Annotated in this window: 17 protein-coding genes; 16 read left to right on the forward strand and 1 reads right to left on the reverse strand. The window is 65.2% G+C overall.

Features of this window, described 5'->3' with window-relative positions; genetic code table 11:
* Positions 1–40 precede the first annotated feature (40 nt).
* From MKW15_RS16400 to MKW15_RS16465, 14 genes are all read left to right on the forward strand, one after another.
* Entirely contained in the window at positions 41–1306 is a 1266-nt protein-coding gene (locus tag MKW15_RS16400; RefSeq protein ID WP_240860115.1) for a glycosyltransferase 87 family protein, read from the forward strand.
* Between the two features lie 257 nt (positions 1307–1563).
* Positions 1564–2829 (forward strand): ABC transporter ATP-binding protein, encoded by a 1266-nt coding sequence (locus MKW15_RS16405; protein ID WP_240860116.1) that lies wholly within the window; start codon positions 1564–1566, stop codon positions 2827–2829.
* A 2-nt stretch (positions 2830–2831) separates the two neighbouring features.
* Positions 2832–3638: an MlaE family ABC transporter permease gene (locus tag MKW15_RS16410; protein ID WP_012833013.1), complete on the forward strand. Its 807-nt coding sequence runs from the start codon at positions 2832–2834 to the stop codon at positions 3636–3638.
* A gap of 1 nt (position 3639) precedes the next feature.
* Positions 3640–4515: an MlaE family ABC transporter permease gene (locus MKW15_RS16415; RefSeq protein ID WP_240860118.1), complete on the forward strand. Its 876-nt coding sequence runs from the start codon at positions 3640–3642 to the stop codon at positions 4513–4515.
* A 4-nt stretch (positions 4516–4519) separates the two neighbouring features.
* Positions 4520–5851: an MCE family protein gene (locus MKW15_RS16420; protein WP_240860119.1), complete on the forward strand. Its 1332-nt coding sequence runs from the start codon at positions 4520–4522 to the stop codon at positions 5849–5851.
* Positions 5848–6951 (forward strand): MCE family protein, encoded by a 1104-nt coding sequence (locus MKW15_RS16425; RefSeq protein WP_240860121.1) that lies wholly within the window; start codon positions 5848–5850, stop codon positions 6949–6951. Before MKW15_RS16420 ends, MKW15_RS16425 begins: the two co-directional genes overlap by 4 nt.
* Before the next feature lie 5 nt (positions 6952–6956).
* Positions 6957–8060 carry an MlaD family protein gene (locus MKW15_RS16430; RefSeq protein WP_240860123.1) on the forward strand — a complete coding sequence of 368 codons (1104 nt, stop codon included), beginning with the start codon at positions 6957–6959 and terminating at the stop codon, positions 8058–8060.
* Complete coding sequence (locus MKW15_RS16435) at positions 8060–9391, forward strand: MCE family protein (RefSeq protein ID WP_240860125.1); 1332 nt, start codon at positions 8060–8062, stop codon at positions 9389–9391. The genes MKW15_RS16430 and MKW15_RS16435 overlap by 1 nt, the downstream gene beginning before the upstream one ends.
* Before the next feature lie 77 nt (positions 9392–9468).
* Positions 9469–10686, forward strand: coding sequence for an MCE family protein (locus MKW15_RS16440; protein WP_240860176.1), 1218 nt, complete (start codon positions 9469–9471; stop codon positions 10684–10686).
* The gene (locus MKW15_RS16445) at positions 10683–11930 is read left to right on the forward strand and encodes an MCE family protein (protein WP_240860126.1); all 1248 of its coding nucleotides are present in this window, start codon (positions 10683–10685) and stop codon (positions 11928–11930) included. The genes MKW15_RS16440 and MKW15_RS16445 overlap by 4 nt, the downstream gene beginning before the upstream one ends.
* A gap of 72 nt (positions 11931–12002) precedes the next feature.
* Positions 12003–12653 (forward strand): hypothetical protein, encoded by a 651-nt coding sequence (locus MKW15_RS16450; protein WP_240860128.1) that lies wholly within the window; start codon positions 12003–12005, stop codon positions 12651–12653.
* Positions 12653–13726, forward strand: coding sequence for a prolipoprotein diacylglyceryl transferase (locus MKW15_RS16455; RefSeq protein WP_240860129.1), 1074 nt, complete (start codon positions 12653–12655; stop codon positions 13724–13726). Before MKW15_RS16450 ends, MKW15_RS16455 begins: the two co-directional genes overlap by 1 nt.
* Positions 13727–14280: 554 nt before the next feature.
* Positions 14281–17769, forward strand: coding sequence for a DNA-directed RNA polymerase subunit beta (gene rpoB / locus MKW15_RS16460; RefSeq protein ID WP_240860131.1), 3489 nt, complete (start codon positions 14281–14283; stop codon positions 17767–17769).
* Between the two features lie 39 nt (positions 17770–17808).
* Entirely contained in the window at positions 17809–21765 is a 3957-nt protein-coding gene (locus MKW15_RS16465; RefSeq protein WP_240860132.1) for a DNA-directed RNA polymerase subunit beta', read from the forward strand.
* 154 nt (positions 21766–21919) lie between these two features.
* Here the strand turns inward: MKW15_RS16465 and MKW15_RS16470 are convergent, their stop codons facing one another.
* A complete protein-coding gene (locus MKW15_RS16470) occupies positions 21920–22624 on the reverse strand; it encodes a TetR/AcrR family transcriptional regulator (RefSeq protein WP_240860134.1) in 705 nt (234 codons plus the stop codon).
* A 108-nt stretch (positions 22625–22732) separates the two neighbouring features.
* Between MKW15_RS16470 and MKW15_RS16475 the strand changes: the two genes are divergently transcribed.
* Entirely contained in the window at positions 22733–24187 is a 1455-nt protein-coding gene (locus MKW15_RS16475; RefSeq protein WP_240860136.1) for an MFS transporter, read from the forward strand.
* A gap of 151 nt (positions 24188–24338) precedes the next feature.
* Positions 24339–25367, forward strand: coding sequence for a hypothetical protein (locus MKW15_RS16480; RefSeq protein ID WP_240860137.1), 1029 nt, complete (start codon positions 24339–24341; stop codon positions 25365–25367).

Consider the following 25367-nt stretch of genomic DNA (forward strand, 5'->3'; position numbering starts at 1 on the left):
TGCCCGGCGATCCCCGCCCAGCGGCGCCTAGGCTGGCCGCGTGATCGCCCGGCCCCGCCCATTTCGACGAATCGACGTGGTCGGTGCCGTACTTCTGGCGATCGGGGTGGCTCGGGTGTTCGCGCAGCCGTGGCTGCTGCACGTCGGGCCGGCCAAGTATTGGGGTCCGCCCGTCGACTTCCAGGTCTACCGATTCGGCGGGCAGTTCCTGTCGCACGGCACACCGCTCTACGACGGCAACGTGCCGACCATCAACGACGGACAGATCCTCGCCTTCACCTACCCGCCGTTCTCGGCGCTCGTGTTCACGCCCCTGAGCTGGCTGCCGGTGCGCCTCGGTGCCGTGCTGATGGCCGTCGTGGGCTGTGTGCTGGTGTGGTGGATGATCCGGTTGCTGCTGCGCCGGGTGGGCTGTGGCGATCTGCCGGTCGGCTGGTCGCTGATCCTGACGGCCGTGGCCCTGCAACTCGAGCCGGTGCGGATCACCCTCGACCTCGGGCAGGTCAACATCGTGCTGGTGGCGCTGATGGTCGCCGACACCATCGCGAAGCGACCGACGAGACTCGAGCCGTACCGCGGCCTGCTCGTCGGCGTCGCCGCGGCGATCAAACTGACCCCCGCGGTGGTCATCATCTACTACCTCGCACGACGACAGTGGCGTGCCGCCGCGAACGTGGTGCTCGGCTTCGTCGCCTGCACCGGACTCGCCTGGGCCGTCACGCCGTCGGACTCCTACCAGTACTGGACGTCGACGCTCTTCGACGCCGACCGCATCGGCGGGCTGGCCTTCATCTACAACGAGGGCATCGCCGGTGTGCTGGCCAGAATGGGCCTCGACGAGTCCGACCGCTCGCACTGGTGGATGCTGGCCACCGCCATCGCGACCATCTACTGTCTCGTCCTGGCCCGCGTGCTCGCCGACCGTGGCGAGGTCGAACTCTGCCTGCTGGCAGCCTCGGCGGTGGCCCTGCTGGGCGCCCCGACGGCCTGGATTCACCACTGGGTGCTGACGTCGGTGTTCATCGTCGTCTTCCTCGCCGTCGGTATCCGGGCACGCGATCGGGTCTACCTCGGACTGGGTGTGCTGGGGCTGCTGGCCCAGTTGCCCGGGCCCTATCTCTTCCTTCCCAAACGAGATCTGCGCGAGCTCGACTGGTCGTGGTGGCAGAACATCTACGGCAATCTGTCCCTGATCTGGCTGGTGCTCGTCCTCGTCGCTGCGTGGTGGCTTCGGCTCTCGCGGGTCCGGGACAAGTGGTCGCCGACGCCGTCCGACGACCCCGATGCTGCGGTGTTGGACAAGTGACCAGCAGTGATGCGTCGGCGGTCACAGCATCGTAGTTGCCGGGACTTCCCTCACGGGCTGCTCTTGGGCTACCCTCATGCGGCATACAGGGTTACCGGCTGGTAGCTTTCTCGGCGAACCAACGATGAGAAAACTCTTCCGGTGGAGGTGACGGTGCTGGGTGTCGGCTAGAGTGACCCCAACCACAAATGTCACCGGTTCGTGTGTGGCCGCATCATGGGGCCGCCGCAGGGGGCAGCGATCGTCTGGAGGATGTAGTGGGTGTTGAGGTCAGTGTCGAGAATCTGACGAAGTCTTTTGGTTCGCAGAACATCTGGCGTGATGTCACGTTGACCCTGCCGTCGGGGGAGGTGTCGGCTCTGCTGGGGCCGTCCGGTACGGGTAAGTCGGTGTTTCTGAAGACGCTGATCGGTTTGCTGCATCCGGAGCAGGGTTCGGTGATCATCGATGGCACCGATATCACCAAGTGTTCGGCCAAGGAGCTCTACGAGATCCGCAAGTTGTTCGGTGTGCTGTTCCAGGATGGCGCCCTGTTCGGGTCGATGAGTTTGTATGACAACATCGCGTTCCCGCTTCGTGAGCACACGAAGAAGAAGGAGAACGAGGTCCGCGACATCGTGATGGAGAAGATCGATCTCGTCGGTCTGGCCGGTGCCGAGGACAAGCTGCCCGGTGAGATCTCCGGTGGTATGCGTAAGCGTGCCGGGTTGGCGCGGGCGTTGGTGCTCGATCCGCAGATCATTCTGTGTGATGAGCCGGACTCGGGTCTGGATCCGGTGCGTACGGCCTACATCAGTCAGCTGTTGATCGACATCAATGCGCAGATCGATGCGACGATCCTGATCGTGACGCACAACATCAACATCGCGCGCACGATTCCGGACAACATCGGCATGTTGTTCCGGAAGGAGTTGGTGATGTTCGGTCCGCGGGAGCAGTTGCTCACCTCGGATCAGCCGGTGGTCAAGCAGTTCCTCTCCGGTGATCGGTTCGGTCCGATCGGTATGTCCGAGGAGAAGGACGAGGCCGTCCAGAAGCAGGAAGAGGCCATGCAGGCCGCCGGTATCGGTGGCGGCGGTACCAAGGACGATTTCTCGGAGATCATCCCGCAGGTGCAGCCCAACCCGGGGATGCCCGAACGCAAGGCCGTCGCGCGGCACCGCGAGCGGGTTCTGGAACTGCTGCCGACACTGCCGGAGAACGCCCAGCGCGCCATCCGCGAGTCCATGGACGAAGAGGATCGCATGCGCGAGGAGACCCGCGCGCACGAGCAGGACACTGGGCAGCAGCCCGGTGGCCAGCACGCCGCGGGTGAGTGGACCCAGGTACAGCAGGGCGGTGGCGTCGCCGTCGCCGACCAGAAGACCGACGTGATCAACTACCAGGGCAATCAGTATCAGGGCGGGGACTACCAGGGCAGCGACGCACCCACTCAGCAGTGGGTCAAGCCAGACAACTCTCCGACCACCTCCATCAACACCGATCGTGGTGACGTTCCGGGTCACGAAGGGCGGGCCACCTAGGAATGAGTAGTGCCACCACGCGTGGCGTCGACAGGATCGCAAAAGCCGGTACGGGGGCTCTTGAGCAGACCGGCAATATCGTCCAGCTCTTCGTCGATGTTGCACGCCAGACCTTTGTGCGCCCGTTCCAGTGGCGGGAGTTCATCCAGCAGGCGTGGTTCATCGCCAGTGTGACGATCCTGCCGACGGCGCTGATCGCGATCCCCTTCGGCGCGATCGTCTCGCTACAGACGGGTTCGCTGATCAAGCAGCTCGGCGCCGAGTCCTACACCGGTGCGGCCAGCGTGCTGGTGGTGATCCAGCAGGGATCACCGCTGGTGACCTCGCTGCTCATCGCCGGCGCGGCCGGGTCGGCGGTCGCCGCCGATCTCGGGTCGCGCACCATCCGCGAGGAGATCGACGCGATGGAGGTGCTCGGCATCAACCCGATCCAGCGTCTCGTCGTCCCGCGCGTGCTGGCGATGGTTCTGGTGGCGATGCTGCTCAACGGTCTGGTCGCGGTCATCGGTATCGGTGGTGGCTACTTCTTCAACGTCGTCGTGCAGGGTGGCACGCCCGGTGCCTATCTGGCCTCCTTCGGTGCACTGGCACAACTGCCCGATCTGTACGTCTCGACCCTCAAGGCGGCGATCTTCGGTGTGCTCGCCGGCGTCGTCGCCGCCTACAAGGGACTGCATCCCAAGGGCGGACCGAAGGGCGTGGGTGACGCGGTCAACCAGAGCGTCGTCATCACGTTCCTGCTGCTGTTCCTGGCCAACCTGATCATCACTGCGGTCTACCTGCAGATCGTCCCGCCGAAGGGGAGCTGACATGGCCAACGGTGGGGTGACGATCGCCAAGAGCCGCCCCGAGTACTACATGTACGAGGCGCGTAAGCAGCTGTCGAAGCCGCTGAAGGTGCTCGACGGTGCCGGCGAACAGATGTCCTTCTACGGGCGCACGCTCGCCTGGATGCCCAAGACCCTGGTGCATTACACCCGCGAGGTGTTGCGTCTGCTCGCCGAGGTCGCGTTCGGGTCCGGTGGTCTCGCGGTCATCGGCGGCACCATCGGCGTGATGGTGCTGATGTCGGGATTCACCGGCGTCGTCGTCGGACTGCAGGGCTACGCGGCCCTCGACCAGATCGGCTCGCAAGCCCTGACCGGCTTCCTCTCGGCCTACGTCAACACCCGCGAGGTGGCGCCCCTGGTCGCGGGTCTCGCGTTGTCGGCGACGGTCGGTTGTGGTTTCACCGCGCAGCTCGGTGCGATGCGTATCTCCGAGGAGATCGACGCACTCGAGACCATGGCGGTGCCGTCGATCCCGTTCCTCGTCAGCACCCGCGTGATCGCCGGCTTCGTGGCCGTCATCCCGCTCTACGTCCTCGGTCTGCTCTCCGCGTACCTCGCCTCCCGCGTGATCACCACGGTGTTCAACGGTCAGTCGGGTGGCTCTTATGACCACTACTTCAATCTCTTCTTGCCACCCGGCGACGTGTTGTGGTCGTTCGGCAAGGTCTTGGTCTTCGCGTTCGTGATCATCCTGGTGCACTGCTACTACGGCTACTACGCGAGTGGCGGCCCGGCCGGCGTCGGCGTGGCCGTGGGACACGCTGTCCGTGCCGCGTTGGTGCTGATCGCGATCCTCGACTTCTTCCTGGGTCTGGCCATCTGGGGCACGACGACGACCGTGCGAGTGGGGGGTTAGCCGCGTGACCGTTCTGCGCCGACGTCTGCTCGGTCTGGTGTTCTTCATCATCGTCGCCCTGTTCTTCGCGGTGACCGTCATGAAGTTCAACAACACGTTCACCGACTACACCGAGGTGACTCTCAAGACGGATTCGACCGGTAATGCACTGCCGACGAACGCCGACGTGAAGGCGCGCGGCATGGTCGTCGGTGTGGTGCGCAACGTCGAGCCTGCTCCCGACGGAACCGTCGACGTGATCCTGGGTCTGTACCCGGACAAGGCCGACGCGCTGCCCGCGTCCACCACCGCCCGCATCCTGCCCAAGACCCTGTTCGGTGAGCGCTACATCGCCCTGCAGGTGCCCGACACCACCGGCGGCCCGACGCTGAGCAACGGTGCGGTGATCCAGACCGACAGCAGCGGCAACGCCAAAGAGGTCCAAGAGCTCTTCGACAAGTTGCTCCCCGTGCTCGAGGCGATCCCGCCGCAGGACCTGAACGTCACGCTGACCTCGTTGTCGACGGCGCTGGCGGGGCGCGGCGAACAGATCGGGACGACGCTGGAAGAGCTGAACACGATCTTCACCCGGATCAATCGCAGCCTGCCCGACCTGCAGGGCACGTTGCGCGGGCTGGCGTCGTTCTCCCAGACGTACTCCGACGCCCTCCCGGACGTGGTCGACGCGCTCGACAATTTCCGGACGACGAGCAACACGATCGTGGAGCGGCAGGGTGATCTGCGGACCCTGATCGCGACGCTCGGTGTCGCCGCGACCGACACCACCGTGTGGCTGCAGCAGAACCGGGCAAACCTGATCGACCTGTTCGTAGGGTCGGAGCCGTTCCTGGTGGGTCTCGCCAAGCAGTCACCGACCTTTGTGTGCACGTTCCGCAACTTCGCCGGCCTGATCCCCGAGTCACGACGCATCGTCGGGCAGGGCACCAAGAACCCGGGCGTGCACGTGAACCTGCAGTTCGTGAATCCTCGCGGCCGCTACCTGCCCAACCAGGACGAACCGCGCTTATTCGATCTGGACCCACCCGCGGTGTGCTACGAGAAGGCCACCAACGGCCGTCCCTTCCCGCAGTACCCGGGCGGCGGTCTCGCCGACGGCAGCTACCAGCCACCGTCCCGTAACCCCGGCCCGCGCACGATGCCGCAGCTGCCGCAACCGCAGTTCGCTGCGATGCCGGCCGGCACGATCCGGGCCAACCCGTACGACGACCCCGACTACGTCAACCAGCTCAAGGTGATCTACGGGGCCACCAGCGGGGTGGATCCCAAGGACGTGCCCACCTGGGTGACGCTGATCGGTGGCGCCGCATTGCAGGGAGCGAAGGTCGACATCAAATGAAATCGATTGTCGGACCTCTCACCAAGCTCATCATCTTCGCGGTGGTGACTGTCGTCGCGACGAGTCTGCTCGCGCTGACGATCGCCAACGCCGGCGGCGACGGTGACGCCGAGTACTCGGCGCAGTTCACCGATGCGACGCTGCTCAACCCCGGTGACGACGTACGTATCGCCGGTGTGCGCGTCGGGCAGGTCACCGGCGTCGAGGTCGTCCGGGTGACCGAACGCAACGAGGAGGTGTCGCGGGCGCTGGTCAAGTTCAACCTCGACCGCGACTCCCTGCCCGCGGGCACCCAGCTCTACATCCGCTACCGGAACCTGACTGGACTGCGCTACCTCGCCCTCGAACGCGGCGCGGGTGATCCCACCCAGACGGTCTCGCAAGGACACACGTTCGGCACCAATCCCGCGGTGCGTGACACCCACCCGCCGGTGAACCTGACCGAACTGTTCAACGGTTTCCGGCCGCTGTTCCAGCAGTTGTCCGCCGACGACGTGAACAAGCTGTCCGAGGAAATCATCGCGGTCTTCGACGGGCAGAGCTCATCGATCGCGTCGCTGGTGAGCAGTACAGCCGACCTGACCAATGCGATCGCCGACAAGGATGCCGTGATCGGTGAACTGATCACCAACCTGACGAAGGTGCTCGAGACGGTCAACCGCAACGACGCGCAGTTCACCAGCCTCCTCGACAACACCGAGCGACTGGTGACCGGTCTTGCGGCGCAACGCGGTTCGGTGGGGTCGGCGATCACGTCGGTGTCGAATCTGACCACCGTGACCGCCAACATCCTCGGACAGACGCGGCCGTCGATCCAGGGCGACATTGCCGGATTGAAGGCCCTGGCCGACCAGATCAACGCCCGCGATGACGACGTCAACGAGACGTTGAACAATCTGCCGGTGAAGCTGATGAAGATCGGCCGCGCGGCCAGCTTCGGTTCTTGGTTCCAGTTCTATCTGTGTGGCATCGACGTCGTCGCCGGCAACGGCAAGTCGGTGTTGCTGACCAAGCCGCTGATCCCGCTGCCCAACATCAATCACGTGCTCTACACCAACGCGGCAACCCGCTGTTGGGCCAACGAACAGCCAGGGGGGTGAGAATGATGACCGACCAGTCCAACGCATCCGATTCCGAAGATCAGGAACCGCAGCAGACCCATCCGCATCGCCGCTTCGGCGGACGGCGCAGCCCGGTCAGCATCGGCGCGATCGGCATCCTCATCCTGTTGATGCTCGCCATTTCGTCGTTCTATCTGACGTCGCTTCCGCTCGTCGGTGCCGGTGCGCGCTACACCGCGAAGTTCACCGAGGCCGCCGGACTCAAGCCGGGCAACGAGGTCCGTGTCGCCGGTGTGAAGGTGGGCGAGGTCGACGGCGTGGAGCTCGACGGCGACCGCGTCAACGTCACGTTCCGGGTGAACAACACCTGGATCGGGAACCAGACCCAGGCGTCGATCCAGATCAAGACCATCCTCGGGCAGAAGTTCCTGGCACTGGTCCCGCGCGGCAGCGAGCCGGCCGATCCCGACGAGCCCCTCACCGACACCGTCGCTCCCTACGACGTGGTCGAGGCCTTCTCCGACGCCGCCAAGCAGCTGACCGGCGACCCCAACGGCGGTGATCCCGGGATCAACACCACGCAGGTCGCGACGTCGCTGCGGACGTTGTCGGATGCGTTCTCGGGTACCGCCGGCGACATGGGACCGGCGCTCGACGGTATCGCCCGTCTGTCGTCGACCATCGCGAGCCGCGACCAGGAAGTGCAGCGGCTGCTGGTGGCCACCAAGGACACATCGAAGATCCTGGCCGATCGCAACGAGGAGTTCGTGCGCCTCATCGCGGGTGCCGGACAGCTGCTCGACGAACTGAACAATCGCCAGCGTTCCATCTCGGCGCTGCTCGCGAGCACCACCAGTCTGAGCACCTCGCTGACCGGCATCGTGCGCGACAACGAGAAGCAGATCGGTCCGGCGCTCGACGCGATCAACGGCGTCAACCAGCTGCTCATCGCGCAGAACCAGAACCTGCGCAAGACCATCACCTACATGGCGCCGTTCTATCGGCTCTACGCCAACGTGCTCGGCAACGGTCGCTGGTTCGACCAGGTGGTCGTCAACCTGCTGCCGCCGGGTCTGCCGCAGCAGAACACCACGCGTCCGCCCAACAAGAAGGCGGATCAGAACAACGGTGGAACGGAGGCCGGCTGATGACCGCACCCGACCTCACCCGGACGTCAGGTCCGGGCCGCTGGTTCACGCCGCGGCACATCGTCTACATCATCATCGGGCTGATTCTCGCGTTGATCCTCGCGGGTGCCCTGTCGTGGGTCTTCTCGTCGCTGGGCACCACCAAGATCACCGCGACCTTCAAGCGGACGGTCGGCATCTACGAGGGTTCCGACGTGCGGGTGCTCGGTGTCGCGGTCGGCAAGGTCGACTCGGTGGAGCCGCAGGGGGAGACCGTCAAGGTGACCATGACGGTCGATCGTGGTGTGGACCTGCCCGCCGATGTCCGTGCGGTACAGATCATTCCGTCGGTGGTCGCCGACCGCTACGTCCAGCTGGCCCCGGCATACACGGGTGGTCCCAAGGCTTCCGACGACATCACCTTGGGCCTGGACAAGACGCTGGTTCCGGTCGAGGTCGACCAGATCTATCGGAGTGTCAAGGAGCTGTCCGACGCGCTCGGACCGCAGGGCGCCAACAAGAACGGCGCGGTGAGCGACGTGATCGCCACCGGTGCCGACAACCTGTCGGGCAACGGCGAAGCGCTGGGCAAGGCGATCGAGAACCTGTCGAAGGCCTCGACCACCCTCAGCGATTCGCGCGGCAACCTCGTCGACACCATCAAGAACCTGAACGTGTTCGTCGGCGCGCTGCGGCAGAACGACGCGCAGGTGCGTCAGTTCAACACGCAGATGGCGTCGTTCAACACGTTCCTCGCGGGTGAGCGCAACCAGCTCGCGACGTCGTTGAACCGGCTGTCGTTCGCGCTCGGCGATGTCGCGACGTTCATCGCGGACAATCGGGAACAGATCGGTGAGACCGTCAAGGATCTGCAGCCGACGACGCAGGCATTGCTGGACACCCGGAACTCCTTGAAGGAGATCCTGACGGTGCTGCCGGTGACGCTGAACAACCTGATCAACGCCTACGACGCCGAGTCCGGCACGCTGGCGCTGCGTCTGACCATCCCGGATCTGCAGGATCTGATCGGCGCCCAGTGCCGTCTGCTCGACCTCGGCAAGCTGATGCCCGGCAACCCGGCCTTCGTGCAGTTCAGCACGAGGCTCGCGCCGCTGATCAGCCAGTGCGAGAACATCGGTAGGCAGATCAAGAACCGGGTGCTCGAACCGCTTCTGCCGGTGCTGCCGTTCGGCATCATGAGCAACGACAAGCTGCAGCGCTACCCGGTGCCGGGAACCGTGCCGGGCAACCCGGATCCGAACCTCACGACCCCGACGTCGACCCGGGCACCTGCGACACCGTCCCGACCGTCGCGCACCCCGGCGTCGAGCACACCGCGGGGAGGCAACTGATGACCCGTCCCGTCCCGATCGTGCGAGCGGTTCCGCGTCGCGTCACGCGAGCTGCCGCCGTGGCCGTGCTGTTGTCGATGGTGTTCGCGATCGCCGGCTGCGGGAGCAACGGCATCCAGTCGATCCCGCTGCCCGGCGGTGTCGACACCGGCGACAACCCGCGCACCTACAAGATCCAGTTCGACAACATCCTCGACCTGGTGCCGCAGTCGATGGTGAAGCAAAATGGCATCCCGGTCGGCCGTGTCACCAAGATCGAGGTGCCGGGTCAGGAGTGGTTCGCTCAGGTCACCGTCGAGGTGAAGAACGAGGTCGATCTGTCGGACAAGGCGCTGGCCAGCGTTCAGCAGACGTCGCTGCTCGGCGAGAAGTTCGTGGCGCTGGCCGAACCGCCGAACACGGCCGACGCGCCGCGGCAGAACCCGGATCAGCCGATCCCGCTCACCCGGACGCGCACCGCGACCGATATCGAGCAGGTTCTCGGTGCGCTGGCGATGCTGCTCAACGGAGGTGGGCTCAATCAGCTGCAGCCGATCGTCACCGAACTGAACAAGGTGCTCGGTGGCCGTACCACTGAGGTGCGGAGCCTGCTGAGGCAGACGAACGTCCTCATCACCGGCCTCAACCGTCAGCGCGACGACATCATCCGGGCCATCGACGGCCTGGCTGCGTTGTCGACTCGCACGGCTGCTCAGACTGCTCAGATCGACCGCATCCTCAAGCAGTTGCCTGCGGGTATCGAGGTGCTCGAGCAGCAGCGGCCGCAGTTCGTCGACCTGCTGACCAAGCTCGACAAGCTCGGCCAGGTGGGTACCGATGTCCTCGGCAAGTCACGTGAAGCGCTGATCACCGATCTGAAGGCGCTGCGTCCGATTCTCACGCAGCTGGCCAAGTCGGCGCCCGATCTGATCACCGCCGCGCCGCTGATGCTGACCATTCCGTTCCCGGACTGGATTCTGCCGGGTGTGCACGGCGACTCGGCCAACCTGTTCATGACGCTCGACTTCCGGCTGCTCAACCAGCTCGAAGCGCTCGGCGTCGGGCAGGGAAGGCCGAAGTACTCGCCCAACGCGCGAGTGAACGTTCCGGTCAACCCGGCCAACCCGTACTACGGCGGCAACGGCCCGCGGTACGGCTGGCCGACCATCACCCTGCTGCCGCCTGCGCCCAACTCGCGGCCGGGGCCCAACACACCACCGTCGGGCGGCACGTATCCGGCGTCGTTGCCGAAACCGGTGCAGCCGGGCCAGCGATTCTTCGACGGTCCGCTCGCGATGCTGGGGGTGCAGCCGTGATCAGCAGATTCGTCAAGATCCAGTTGATCGTGTTCGTGATCGTCGGGCTGGTGGCGATGGTATACGTCGGTGCCAGGTACGCGCGGCTGGACAAGCTCGCAGGATTCGGGACCTACAAGGTGACGGCGCAGATGGCCGATTCCGGCGGCATCTTCACCAACGCCGAGGTGACCTACTTGGGTGTGCCCGTCGGACGCGTCGGTGAGCTGAAACTGACGCAGACGGGAGTCGACGTCACCCTCGACCTCGATTCGGGCGGCCCGGAGATCCCGGCATCGGCGGTGGCCGTGGTGGCCTCCCGGTCGGCGATCGGTGAGCAGTTCGTCGACCTGCAGCCGCGCTCGAGCGGTGCGCCCTACCTCGAAGACGGTTCGACGATCACACGCGAACACACGCAACTCCCGCCGCCGCTCGAGGACGTGGTGGCCTCCGCGATCGACTTCACGTCGTCGATCCCGGTGGACGACCTGCACACGGTGATCACTGAGCTCGGCAAGGCGTTCAACGGGCAGAGCGAGAACCTCACCCGACTCGTCGATTCGCTTTCTCGGCTGAGCCGGGCCGGGGTGGAGAACCTCGGCGCGACCGTCGCACTGATCGAGGACTCCAACGTCGTGCTGGCCACCCAGGCCGAGCAGTCCGACGAGATCCTCGCGTGGTCGCGCAACATCAACCTGATCACCGCGACGCTGCAGTCCGCCGATCCGGATCTGCGCCGACTGCTGACCACCGGAACGCTGGCCGCGACGCAGGTCTCCAACCTGATCCAGAAGAACGGCGGCGACATCGCCAAGGTCGTGAGCGACCTGTCGCAGGTGGTGCGCACCATCGAACCGACGTCGTTCGCGGTGTCGCCGACCTTTGCGATGCTCTCGGCGTTGTCGGCGGGCAGCTACAGTCCCGCGCCCGGCGACGGTCAGATCCACTTCGGTGTGGTGCTCGAGACCAACAACCCGGCGTCGTGTACCCGCGGTTACGAGGGCACCCAGGCGATGATCGACCGGATGAAGGCCCAGAACCCGGCCTTCAACGTCCACTACGACGAGTTCCCGTTCAACACGAACGCGAAATGTACTGTGCCATTCGGCAATCCGACAGGGGTGCGCGGCGCGGAGCGTGCCAAGTACTCCAATCCGGCCTACCCGCAGCCGTGGGACAAGACGCCGAAGAAAGATCCCGACAAGCTCAACCTGAATCCGCTCGCGACCCAGCTGGCGATCCTGTTGGGTGTCCACCAGAAGTAGGTCGGCCTGCAGGCCTGTCGATTCCATCGCGGATTGGCAAGTTCTCAGGTGCGATCGTTACAGTGACGGCCGATGAAGACTGACAAGAACCCGCGCAACGACGCGCAGCAGCCGACGGCGAACGACGCCGATCGCCGGCCCCGCAACATCGTGGGGGTGCTGGCGATCGTTGCGGTCGCTGTGGCCGTGGCGTGTGCGGGATTCTTCGGATACCAGGCCTACGAGGCTTACTTTGTCCAGAAGCCGATCCAGCAGGCCCGCGACGAGGCGACCGCCGCCGCCGAACAGGCCATGGTCAACGTCACCACCATCGATCCTGCGCGCCTCGACGAGTGGCAGAGGAATCTGAACGCATCGTTCACCGGTGGGGCGCTCACCCAGGTCAACAACCAGATCCAGGCGTCGTTGATCGACCCCCTGCGCAAGGCCGCCAACCAGAAGCGGATCACAACCGGTGCGGTGAAGAGCTCGGCTCCGACCGAGGTCAACGCCGACGACGGAACCGCGAAGGTCCAGGTGTACGTGAACGTGGTCGGCAGCGCCGACGGGAAGCAGTCGGACCCGGTGACGATGGGATTTCTTCTGCACATGAACAAGGGGTCCGACGGCACGTGGAAGGCCGACACGGTCTTCCCGCTTGACGGTATGGCCGTGCAGGAACAACCCGGTCAGCGCACCACGCCGAGCACGCCGGTGACCCCGCCCCAAGGTGGTGGGAACTGATGGCACCACGTAGTCCACGACCACGAAGTATCGGACCGCGCACACCACGCACTCCCGGATACCGGCCACGCGTCGCCGGGTCGCGGTCGAACGTCGACGACTCCAACTGGTCGTCGGGTCCCGCGCAGCCGGACCCGGCCGATCAGTCCGGCGCTAACGTCGCGGCGGACGTCGCTGCTCCCGCCACCGGCACCGATCCGGAACCGGACACGACGCATATCGAACGTGCCGACGACCCTGCGATCTCAGACGACGCCGACACCGCGGAGACTGTACCCGCGGACGAGGCCGAGACCGTAGAGACCGAGACGGACGCGGCACCCAGTGCCGAGCCGGACACCGACGCCGGCGCTGCGAAGGCCGACGCCACCGAGGCTGTGCCCCTGGACAAGCCGACGGGCAAGACGCGCACGGTGTCGCGGGTCTCGACCCTGCGTTCCGGCGCGGACGCCCCGCCGACGAAGAGTGGTCCTGCGTCGGACGCCAAGCGCCCGGCGAGCGCACGTGCAAAGTCGGGGTCGGCGGCCGTGACCGGGTTCGGACGCCAACTGGCAACCGGGCGGGGCTGGTTCAGCCGGCGCACGGTCGCCATTCTCGCGGCCGTGGCCGCCGTGCTCGCGGTGCTTGCCGCCATCGCAGCGGCCCATCCGGGTGCCGACATCGGACCGAACCGCGCGTACATCGACACATCGGCGACGGCCGAACTGTCCGGGCAGGTCGGCGCCAAGATCTGCACGGCCATCGCCTACCAGGGCCCGAACGTCGACGAATGGGTGCGCCAAGCCCACGCCGTCCTGTCCGGAGAGGCCCGCAAGAACTTCGACTCCGTGGTGCCGACCCAGCGCGACCTGATCACCAAGACCAACATGGTCGCCGAATGTCGCGTGGATTCGATCGGCGTCAAGAATCTGACCGAGGACGGCCAGGGCACCGTGCTGGCCAGCCTCATCGTCAGCCAGTCGATCAACGGGATGGCCGTCAACAGCGGTGTCCCGGCCCTGGAGATCAGTGCCGAACGCTCGGGCGACAACTGGATCATCAACAAGATCCTGACGCTCAGCACCGGCGGCTGAGTCGTCGAGTTTGGTGGCCATCCTCTGAACTGGGGAAATGCCCTTGGGTCGTACCCACAAAATCTAGGGGAGGAGTTTCTTCCCCGAGGTTCACAGTCGTCCGCCAGAAATTTCCGGGGAGGACTCAAAGAGTAGGGGAAGAGTTTCTTCCCCTACTTTTTTGTGGCGGCGGGCTTCGAGGCCCGCACCTCGGTCGGCGGGAGAGGCCCCGCCGAGCTGCGGGCAACAAAGTTTCCACAAAAATGCGCGTAGCGCTTGACGTGGGGACGAAGTCGGTCCACGCTGTGACCAGCGATTGACGTGCAAGGCAGCCACCGGCGCGCAGTTGCTTCGAGACGCGCTTGACAAAGTACGTCTACTTTCTGCTACAGTTGGACGTTGCGCTGGCTGCCTCCTGTCCATCTTTGATCCTCCTCACGGCCACTACAGGTTCTCCAACGAACCGCGTTGTGTGTGCTGCGGTGATCGCCGATCCAGGTTGTCACCAGCGAACGGCCCATCAAGCCACTCACCGCACAACCAGGTAGTGAAACGTCGTGTTGGAAGGACGCATCTTGGCAGTCAACCGCCAGTCCACCTCAACCATCCCCGGCGCGCCGCATCGCGCGTCTTTTGCCAAAATCAGCGAGCCGCTGGAGGTACCCGGCCTCCTCGACCTCCAACTCGATTCCTTCGAATGGCTCGTCGGTTCCCCGGAGTGGCGCGCGAAAGCAATCGCGCGCGGCGAGGAGAACCCGACCGGAGGCCTCGAAGACATCCTGCACGAGCTGTCCCCGATCGAGGACTTCTCCGGATCGATGTCGCTGTCCTTCTCCGACCCGCACTTCGACGAGGTCAAGGCCTCCGTCGAGGAGTGCAAGGACAAGGACATGACCTACGCGGCGCCGCTGTTCGTCACCGCGGAGTTCATCAACAACAACACCGGTGAGATCAAGTCGCAGACCGTGTTCATGGGCGACTTCCCGATCATGACCGACAAGGGCAGCTTCATCATCAACGGCACCGAGCGTGTCGTGGTGAGCCAGCTGGTCCGTAGTCCCGGCGTCTACTTCGACTCCGCGATCGACAAGGCCACCGAGAAGACCCTGCACACCGTCAAGGTCATCCCGGGCCGCGGCGCATGGCTCGAGTTCGACGTCGACAAGCGCGACACCGTCGGCGTGCGCATCGACCGCAAGCGCCGTCAGCCGGTCACCGTGCTGCTCAAGGCGCTCGGCTGGACCACCGAGGAGATCACCGAGCGTTTCGGTTTCTCCGAGATCATGATGTCGACCCTGGAGAAGGACAACACCGCCAACCAGGACGAGGCGCTGCTCGAGGTCTACCGCAAGCTGCGTCCGGGTGAGCCGCCGACCAAGGAGTCCGCGGAGAACCTCCTGGAGAACCTGTTCTTCAAGGACAAGCGCTACGACCTCGCCCGCGTCGGCCGCTACAAGGTCAACAAGAAGCTCGGTCTGACCGACACCCCGATGTTCGGCGAGTCGACCCTCACCCGTGAGGACATCGTCGCCACCGTCGAGTACCTGGTGCGTCTGCACGAGGCCGATCCGCACATCACCACGTACATGACCGTTCCCGGTGGTGTCGAGGTGCCCGTCGAGGTCGACGACATCGACCACTTCGGCAACCGTCGTCTGCGTACCGTCGGCGAGCTGATCCAGAATCAGATCCGCGTCGGCCTCTCGCGTATGGAGCGTGTCGTGCGGGAACGCATGACCACCCAGGACGTCGAGGCGATCACGCCGCAGACCCTGATCAACATCCGTCCCGTCGTGGCGGCGATCAAGGAGTTCTTCGGCACCAGCCAGCTGTCGCAGTTCATGGACCAGAACAACCCGCTGTCGGGTCTGACCCACAAGCGTCGCCTGTCGGCGCTGGGCCCGGGTGGTCTGTCCCGTGAGCGCGCCGGCCTCGAGGTTCGCGACGTGCACCCCAGCCACTACGGCCGGATGTGCCCGATCGAGACTCCCGAGGGTCCGAACATCGGTCTGATCGGTTCGCTGTCGGTGTACGCGCGGGTCAACCCGTTCGGCTTCATCGAGACCCCGTACCGCAAGGTCGTCGAGGGTGTCGTCACCGACGAGATCCACTACCTGACCGCCGACGAAGAGGATCGTTACGTCAAGGCCCAGGCAAATGCCGCGGTCGACGCGAACGGCCGCTTCACCGAGGACCGCGTGTCGGTTCGTAAGAAGGGTGGCGAGGTCGAGCTCGTCGGCTCCGATCAGGTCGACTACATGGACGTGTCGCCGCGCCAGATGGTGTCGGTCGCGACCGCGATGATCCCGTTCCTCGAGCACGACGACGCGAACCGTGCCCTCATGGGTGCCAACATGCAGCGTCAGGCCGTGCCGCTGGTGCGCAACGAGTCGCCGCTGGTCGGTACCGGCATGGAGTTGCGTGCCGCCGTCGACGCCGGTGATGTGGTGGTCTCCACCAAGACCGGTGTGGTCGAGGAGGTCTCCGCCGACTACATCACCGTGATGTCGGACGACGGCACCCGCGACACCTACCGGATGCGCAAGTTCGCCCGGTCCAACCACGGCACCTGCGCCAACCAGCGTCCCATCGTGGACGAGGGCCAGCGCGTGGAGTCGGGTCAGGTCCTGGCCGACGGTCCGTGCACCGAGAACGGTGAGATGGCGCTCGGCAAGAACCTGCTCGTGGCGATCATGCCGTGGGAGGGTCACAACTACGAGGACGCGATCATCCTGAGCCAGCGGCTCGTGGAGGAGGACGTGCTCACCTCGATCCACATCGAGGAGCACGAGATCGACGCCCGCGACACCAAGCTCGGTGCCGAGGAGATCACCCGGGACATCCCGAACGTCTCCGACGAGGTCCTCGCCGATCTCGACGAGCGCGGCATCGTGCGCATCGGTGCGGAGGTTCGCGACGGCGACGTCCTGGTCGGCAAGGTCACCCCGAAGGGCGAGACCGAGCTGACCCCGGAGGAGCGTCTGCTGCGTGCCATCTTCGGTGAGAAGGCCCGCGAGGTGCGCGACACCTCGCTCAAGGTTCCGCACGGTGAGACCGGCAAGGTCATCGGCGTCCGCGTCTTCAGCCGCGACGACGACGACGATCTCGCACCCGGCGTCAACGAGCTGGTCCGCGTCTACGTGGCCCAGAAGCGCAAGATCCAGGACGGCGACAAGCTCGCCGGCCGCCACGGCAACAAGGGCGTCATCGGCAAGATCCTGCCCGCCGAGGACATGCCGTTCCTGCCGGACGGCACCCCGGTCGACATCATCCTGAACACCCACGGTGTACCGCGTCGTATGAACATCGGCCAGATCCTGGAAACCCACCTCGGGTGGGTCGCCAAGGCCGGCTGGAACATCAACGTGGCCAGCGGGGTTCCGGATTGGGCGTCGCGTCTGCCCGAGGACATGTACTCGGCCGAGCCCGACACCAACACCGCCACTCCGGTGTTCGACGGTGCCCGCGAGGAGGAGCTGACCGGACTGCTGTCCTCGACGCTGCCGAACCGCGACGGTGACGTCATGGTCAACGGCGACGGCAAGGCGACACTGTTCGACGGTCGTTCCGGCGAGCCGTTCCCGTACCCGGTGTCGGTCGGCTACATGTACATCATCAAGCTGCACCACCTGGTGGACGACAAGATCCACGCGCGTTCCACCGGGCCGTACTCGATGATCACGCAGCAGCCGCTCGGCGGTAAGGCGCAGTTCGGTGGTCAGCGCTTCGGTGAGATGGAGTGCTGGGCCATGCAGGCCTATGGCGCCGCCTACACCCTGCAGGAGCTGCTCACCATCAAGTCGGACGACGTGGTCGGCCGCGTGAAGGTGTACGAGGCGATCGTCAAGGGCGAGAACATCCCGGAGCCCGGTATCCCCGAGTCGTTCAAGGTGCTGCTGAAGGAACTTCAGTCGCTGTGCCTGAACGTCGAGGTGCTCAGCTCCGACGGTGCGGCCATCGAGATGCACGACACCGACGACGAGGATCTGGAACGCGCTGCGGCCAACCTCGGAATCAACCTGTCGCGCAACGAGTCCGCCACCGTGGACGATCTCGCCAACTGACCATCACCGAATCTGACTAGAAGAGCCGAAAGGTAACAAGTGCTCGACGTCAACTTTTTCGACGAACTGAAGATCGGCCTCGCCACGGCCGACGACATCCACAACTGGTCGTACGGTGAGGTCAAGAAGCCCGAGACCATCAACTACCGCACGCTCAAGCCGGAGAAGGACGGCCTCTTCTGCGAGAAGATCTTCGGACCGACTCGCGACTGGGAGTGCTACTGCGGCAAGTACAAGCGCGTGCGCTTCAAGGGCATCATCTGTGAGCGCTGCGGCGTCGAGGTGACCAAGGCCAAGGTGCGCCGTGAGCGCATGGGCCACATCGAGCTGGCCGCGTCGGTCACGCACATCTGGTACTTCAAGGGTGTGCCGAGCCGGCTGGGCTACCTGCTCGACCTGGCGCCGAAGGATCTCGAGAAGATCATCTACTTCGCCGCCTACGTCATCACCTCGGTCGACGACGAGCTCCGTCACAACGAGCTCTCGACCCTCGAGGCCGAGATGGAGGTCGAGAAGAAGGCCGTCGCCGACCAGCGCGACATCGATCTCAACGAGCGTCAGCAGAAGCTCGAGCAGGATCTCGCCGAGCTGGAGGCCGAAGGCGCCAAGGCCGACGTCCGCCGCAAGGTCAAGGACGGTGCCGAGCGCGAGATGCGTCGCATGCGTGACGCCGCTCAGCGTGAGCTCGACGCACTCGAGGAGCTGTGGGACAAGTTCGTCAAGCTCGCCCCGCGTGACCTCATCATCGACGAGAAGCTCTACCACCAGCTCGTCGAGCGGTACGGGGAGTATTTCACCGGGTCGATGGGTGCCGAGGCCATCAAGAAGCTGCTCGAGACCTTCGACATCGACGCCGAGGCGGAGTCGCTGCGCGACACCATCCGCAACGGCAAGGGTCAGAAGAAGCTGCGGGCGCTCAAGCGACTGAAGGTCGTGGCCGCGTTCCAGCAGTCGGGCAACTCGCCGCTGGGCATGATCCTCGACGCGGTGCCGGTGATCCCGCCGGAGCTGCGTCCGATGGTTCAGCTCGACGGTGGCCGCTTCGCGACCTCCGACCTCAACGATCTGTACCGCCGCGTCATCAACCGCAACAACCGCCTCAAGCGACTGATCGACCTCGGTGCTCCCGAGATCATCGTCAACAACGAGAAGCGGATGCTGCAGGAGTCGGTGGACGCGCTCTTCGACAACGGCCGCCGCGGTCGTCCGGTCACCGGACCGGGCAACCGTCCGCTGAAGTCGCTGAGCGATCTGCTGAAGGGCAAGCAGGGCCGGTTCCGTCAGAACCTGCTCGGCAAGCGTGTCGACTACTCGGGCCGTTCGGTCATCGTGGTCGGCCCGCAGCTCAAGCTGCACCAGTGCGGTCTGCCCAAGCTGATGGCGCTCGAGCTGTTCAAGCCGTTCGTGATGAAGCGACTCGTCGACCTGAACCAGGCGCAGAACATCAAGTCCGCCAAGCGCATGGTCGAGCGTCAGCGCCCGGCCGTGTGGGACGTCCTCGAAGAGGTCATCGCCGAGCATCCGGTGCTGCTCAACCGTGCTCCGACGCTGCACCGCCTGGGTATTCAGGCGTTCGAGCCGCAGCTCGTCGAGGGCAAGGCCATCCAGCTGCACCCGCTGGTGTGTGAGGCGTTCAACGCCGACTTCGACGGTGACCAGATGGCCGTGCACCTCCCGCTGTCGGCGGAGGCGCAGGCCGAGGCACGGATCCTGATGCTGTCGTCGAACAATATCCTGTCGCCGGCGTCGGGCCGACCGCTGGCCATGCCGCGTCTGGACATGGTGACCGGCCTGTACTACCTGACCACCCTCAAGGAGGGCGCGGTCGGCGAGTACACGCCTGCCACTTCCGACGACGTCGAGCGCGGTGTGTACTCGAGCCCGGCCGAGGCCATCATGGCCGTCGACCGTGGTGCGCTGACCGTGCAGTCGCAGATCAAGGTGCGTCTGACCGACCAGCGTCCGCCTGCCGACCTCGAGGCGCAGCTCTTCCCCGAGGGGTGGAGCTACGGTCAGGCCTGGGATGCGGAGACCACGCTGGGTCGTGTGCTGTTCAACGAGCTGCTCCCGGTGGAGTACCCGTTCGTCAACGAGCAGATGCCGAAGAAGCGTCAGGCCGTGATCATCAACGATCTGGCCGAGCGCTACCCGATGATCGTGGTCGCCCAGACCGTCGACAAGCTCAAGGATGTCGGCTTCTACTGGGCCACCCGTTCGGGCGTCACCGTCTCGATGGCCGACGTGCTGGTCCCGCCGGCCAAGGCGGAGATCCTCGACAAGTACGAGGAGCGGGCCGACGGCCTGGAGCGCAAGTTCCAGCGCGGTGCGCTCACCCCGGACGAGCGTCGCGACGCCCTGGTCGAGATCTGGAAGCAGGCCACCGAAGAGGTCGGTGCGGCCATGGAGGCGCACTACCCGGATGACAACCCGATCCCGATGATCGTGAAGTCGGGTGCGGCGGGCAACATGACCCAGATCCGCTCGCTCGCTGGCATGAAGGGTCTGGTGACCAACCCGAAGGGTGAGTTCATCCCGCGTCCGATCAAGTCCTCGTTCCGCGAGGGCCTGACCGTGGCCGAGTACTTCATCAACACGCACGGCGCCCGTAAGGGTCTGGCCGACACCGCGCTGCGTACCGCCGACTCGGGTTACCTGACCCGTCGTCTGGTGGACGTGTCGCAGGATGTCATCGTGCGCGAGGTGGATTGCGGCACCGAGCGTGGCATCACCACGACGATCGCCGAGAAGCAGGCCGACGGCACGCTGATCCGCGACGCGCACGTGGAGACCTCCACCTACGCGCGGACCCTGGCCGCCGATGCGCTCGACGAGAACGGCAACGTCATCGTCGAGCGTGGACACGACCTCGGCGATCCGGCCATCGAGGCTCTTCTCGGCGCCGGCATCACCCAGGTCAAGGTGCGCTCGGTGCTCACCTGCGGCACCGGAACCGGTGTGTGTGCGTCGTGCTACGGGCGTTCGATGGCGACCGGCAAGCTCGTCGACATCGGCGAGGCCGTCGGTATCATCGCGGCCCAGTCGATCGGTGAGCCCGGTACCCAGCTGACGATGCGTACGTTCCACCAGGGTGGCGTCGGTGACGACATCACCGGTGGTCTGCCGCGTGTCCAGGAGCTCTTCGAGGCGCGCGTGCCCAAGGGCGTCGCGCCGATCGCGGAGGTCTCCGGCCGGGTGCGCCTGGAGGACGACGACCGCTTCTACAAGATCACCATCGTCCCCGACGACGGTTCCGAGGAAGTGGTCATCGACAAGATCTCCAAGCGTCAGCGCCTGCGTGTGTTCAAGCACGACGACGGTTCCGAGCGGCTTCTCGCCGACGGTGACCACGTCGAGGTCGGCCAGCAGCTCATGGAGGGCTCGGCCAACCCGCACGAGGTGCTCCGCGTGATGGGTCCCCGTCAGGTCCAGGTCCACCTGGTCAACGAGGTCCAGGAGGTCTACCGCAGCCAGGGTGTGTCGATCCACGACAAGCACATCGAGACCATCGTGCGTCAGATGCTGCGCCGCGTGACGATCATCGATCACGGCACCACCGAGTTCCTGCCCGGTTCGCTCGTCGAGCGCGCCGAGTTCGAGGCGGCCAACCGCACGGTCGTCTCCGAGGGTGGCGAGCCGGCGGCCGGACGTCCGGTGCTGATGGGTATCACCAAGGCATCGCTCGCGACCGAGTCGTGGCTGTCGGCGGCGTCGTTCCAGGAGACCACTCGTGTCCTGACCGATGCGGCCATCAACAGCCGCAGCGACAAGCTGATCGGTCTCAAGGAGAACGTGATCATCGGTAAGCTGATCCCGGCCGGTACCGGCATCAACCGGTACCGCAACATCCAGGTTCAGCCGACCGAGGAAGCGCGTGCCGCGGCCTACGCGGTGCCGTCCTACGACGACACCTACTACAGCCCGGACGGCACCTTCGGTGCCCCGGCCGGCGCTGCGGTGCCGCTGGACGACTACGGCTTCTCCAACGACTACCGGTAGTCAATAGCCCAAACACCAAGCGGCCCCCGCACTCTCGCGAGTGCGGGGGCCACTTGCTTTGTGCGGAATCTGCGTAGGAAACCTGTACGCGGGAGCCGAGCCGTGTGCACTGTGCACCTCGCTCGGCTCGGGCGTACAGATTTCGGAGCGGGTGTCAGGTGCGTTCGGCCGAATCCGCCTGTAGGCGAATGCCTTCCAGTAGCAGTTCGAGTCCCGAGCGGAACTGGTCGATGTCCTCGTGTCCGTCGAACTCGTCGACGATGAAGTGCATGAAGGGGTACTCGTCGGGATCGAGCGCTCGCCACTGATCGGCGACGGCGTGCAGGTAGTCGTGTGCGGCGACCTCCCCGGCAACAACCTCCTGAGGCGGTTCCTGGCCGAGGTCGGCCGCCACCCCGATCACGTAGCCCAGAACCGCGGACACGGCGTGAAATGTCTTGCGGGGGGAGAGGTTCAGGCGCATCATCTGTTCGCCGAGGCGCTCGTAGAACACCAATCCGTTGGACTGGATGGTCGTGTTGCGCATGAAATATGCTGCGAGCCAGGGGCGCTGCGCGACGGTGGTGAACAGGCCCACCGCCAGCGCCCGGACGTTGTCGAGGGGGTCGGCGTCGGCGTCGAGGCTCGAGGTCTCGACGAGTACGTCGGCGATCACGTGGTCGGTCGCGAGATTGAGCAACTCCTCCTTGTTGGACACGTACCAGTAGATGCTGCCGACACCGCCGCCGAGTCGTGCGGCGAGCGCGCGGAAGGTCAGGGCCGGCTCGCCGGACTCGTCGAGAATCGCGACGGCCGCCTCGACCACGGCGTCGAGCGAGTGCGACGCGCGGCGTCGAGTGCGGCTTGCTCCGGGTGCCATGCCGTCTATCCCATCACACCTCCGATTGCGCCTTGCCAGAAGACCGAACAACGTTCTATTCTCGAACCATGTTCGATAACCGAACAACGTTCGATAGGAGGTGTTCCGATGACTTCGGTAACTGAAACAGTCCCGACCCGGACTTATGGGTCGCTGCGAGCCGCGTGGATCCCGCTGGCCGCCCTGTGCTTGGCGTTCTTCGTGGAGATGGTCGACAACACGCTGCTCACCATCGCGTTGCCGACCATCGGCCGCGACCTCGGCAGCGGTACCACCGCGCTGCAGTGGGTGACCGGTGCGTACTCGCTGACCTTCGGCGGCCTGCTGCTCACCGCGGGGTCGGCCGCCGACCGGCTCGGCCGACGCCGCGTGCTGCTCTACGGCCTCGCGGCCTTCGGCCTGATCAGCCTGCTGGTGGTGTTCGTCCATTCAGCAGGTGAACTGATTGCGCTTCGCGCCGCGCTCGGCGTCGCTGCTGCTGCGATGGCTCCGATCACCAACTCGCTGGTGTTCCGGCTCTTCGACGACGAGCAGCTGCGAATGCGGGCGATGACGATCATGATCGTCGTCGGCATGAGCGGATTCATCCTCGGGCCGCTGCTCGGCGGTACTGCGCTGGCACACGTCAGCTGGGAATGGCTGCTCGTCGTCAACGCGCCGATCGCGCTCATCGCCTGGATCGGCGTTCGGATGGGCGTCGCGGCCGACCGCCCCGAAGACCTCACGGGCGACCGGCTCGACCTGCCCGGCGCGGTGCTGAGTATCGCGACCATCGGACTGGCGTGCTACATGCTGACCAGCGGCGTCGAATTCGGCTGGGCGTCGATCGTCACTCTTGGTTGCGCGGTCGGTGCCGTGCTCGCGCTCGTCGGCTTCATCTGGCACGAGCGTCGGGCGTCGCAGCCGATGCTGGACCTCACGATCTTCCGGTCCGGCACGGTCCGCGGGGCGTCGATCGCGCAGATCGGCACGTCGATCGCGATGGCCGGGGTGATGTTCGGACTGATCCTGCACTTCCAGTACGCCTACGGCTGGAGCCCGGTCAAGGCCGGCCTTGCGAATCTCCCGATGATCATCACGATGATCGCGGCGACCCCGATTTCCGAGGGCCTCGCTCGAAAGTACGGACATCGCATCGCGTGCCTCGTCGGGGCGGTGCTGCTCGGTGGTTCACTCGCCGGCCTTGCGTGGGCGGTCGACCACGGCTACCTGCCGATCGCGATCTTCATGGTCACGCTCACCATCGGCCTGCGGACGGTCATGACCATCTGCGCGGTCGCGCTGGTCGCCGCGATGCCCGAGAATCGCACGTCGATTGGGACCGCACTCAACGACACCGCGCAGGAAGTCGGCACAAGTGTCGGTACTGCTGTGGTCGGCACCTTGATCGCGGCGCTTGTGACGGTGAGTTTGCCTGCGGGAGTGTGGAGCAACGAGTTGGTGACCTCGTTCTTCCACGGCGAGCGGGTCACCTACGCGATCCTGGCGGTGATCGTCGGCCTGGTCGCCGGGTTCGGTGCGATGACGCTGACCGACTCGCACGAGACCGAGGAACCGCACTGAGCTGACCATTCGAAGGGCTGAACGGTTCCGTGGGCGATGCCTGTGGAACCGTTCGCGATCGGCACGACAGGGTTTGGTAGCGTCTCATTCGTTCATTGACGACGATTCGGGGGGCGTTCGAATGCGCGCAAGATCAGTGGTAAGTGCCTGCGTGGCAGCGATTCTGGCGATGACCGTGGCTGGTTGCGGTGGCGACGACGCAGACAAGGCGGATACCACCGGGCCGAATGCGGCGAATGTGAAGTTCACCCTCGCGCAGGCATGTACGGCCGTGTCATCCGAGGCGTCTGTCAAGGTCACGACTTCTATGTCGCCGTGGCTGTACGGTCGTCCGCTTCCCGCCACTCCCGCGCGTCCCGCAGGCTACGACCCGCTGGCATACATCGACACCGCCGACAACACGCAGCGCCAGTTGAAGGCGGAGGTGGACAACGTCGCTGGTCTCACCACGCAGCTGGACGCTGCCGTGGCCGCCAAGGACGACGCGAAGGCGCAACAGATCGTCAACCAGATCAAGGTTCCCTACGACGCGATCATCACCACGTGCAAGGACGTCGACGGTTGGACCTCCAAGGACCTCGCGATCCAGCAACGTGCGATGCTCGACAAGAAACCGGCCCGCCTTGGGCCGAGTGTCCCGTCGTGGACTCCGCCCGCGCCGACGACAACATCGTCCAAGCCCGCACCGCCACAGCCGTTGACGCCAAAGGGTGCCACGGTGCAGGTTGGGCAACCGGTGGTCATCGACTACACCGAAGACGGCAAAACAGGCCGATTCTTCTTCCGGGTCACCGAGATTCACAAGGCGACCGATCAAGAGCTCGCGCAACTCTCGAGCAGCACCCGCGAAAAGGCGAAGCAGATCTACTTCATCCGTTCGGAGGTCAAGGCCACCGCGCCCGACACCGGGCGGTACGAGTCGGCGCTGCCCAGCCTCGTTTCGTTCGATCCCAAGTACAAACTGGCGACGTCGAACAACGCGTACTCGACCTCACTGATTCTGTTCGGAAAGCTCGATTCCTGTAAGGACGAGGATCTGCCTGCCGGCACCAACGGTCGCACCCTGTGCGGTGTCTACGCAGTCTTGGATCCGTCGGCGACAGTGAGCGCTGCCTCGGTGACGGCGTTCGGTTCGAGCGGCTCGACGTCGGACGCCGCGTTGTACACCTGGAAGAACTGA

Source organism: Gordonia gummivorans, from assembly GCF_022513585.1.
In the GTDB taxonomy this organism is placed as follows: domain Bacteria; phylum Actinomycetota; class Actinomycetes; order Mycobacteriales; family Mycobacteriaceae; genus Gordonia.

Bases quoted from the DNA above. Each gene is read 5' to 3' on its own strand.
- MKW15_RS16410 (WP_012833013.1), top strand. From the start codon at position 2,832: ATGAGTAGTGCCACCACGCGTGGCGTCGACAGGATCGCAAAAGCCGGT.
- MKW15_RS16415 (WP_240860118.1), top strand. From the start codon at position 3,640: ATGGCCAACGGTGGGGTGACGATCGCCAAGAGCCGCCCCGAGTACTAC.
- MKW15_RS16425 (WP_240860121.1), top strand. From the start codon at position 5,848: ATGAAATCGATTGTCGGACCTCTCACCAAGCTCATCATCTTCGCGGTG.
- MKW15_RS16430 (WP_240860123.1), top strand. From the start codon at position 6,957: ATGACCGACCAGTCCAACGCATCCGATTCCGAAGATCAGGAACCGCAG.
- MKW15_RS16435 (WP_240860125.1), top strand. From the start codon at position 8,060: ATGACCGCACCCGACCTCACCCGGACGTCAGGTCCGGGCCGCTGGTTC.
- MKW15_RS16440 (WP_240860176.1), top strand. From the start codon at position 9,469: ATGGTGTTCGCGATCGCCGGCTGCGGGAGCAACGGCATCCAGTCGATC.
- MKW15_RS16450 (WP_240860128.1), top strand. From the start codon at position 12,003: ATGAAGACTGACAAGAACCCGCGCAACGACGCGCAGCAGCCGACGGCG.
- MKW15_RS16455 (WP_240860129.1), top strand. From the start codon at position 12,653: ATGGCACCACGTAGTCCACGACCACGAAGTATCGGACCGCGCACACCA.
- MKW15_RS16470 (WP_240860134.1), bottom strand. From the start codon at position 22,624: ATGGCACCCGGAGCAAGCCGCACTCGACGCCGCGCGTCGCACTCGCTC.
- MKW15_RS16475 (WP_240860136.1), top strand. From the start codon at position 22,733: ATGACTTCGGTAACTGAAACAGTCCCGACCCGGACTTATGGGTCGCTG.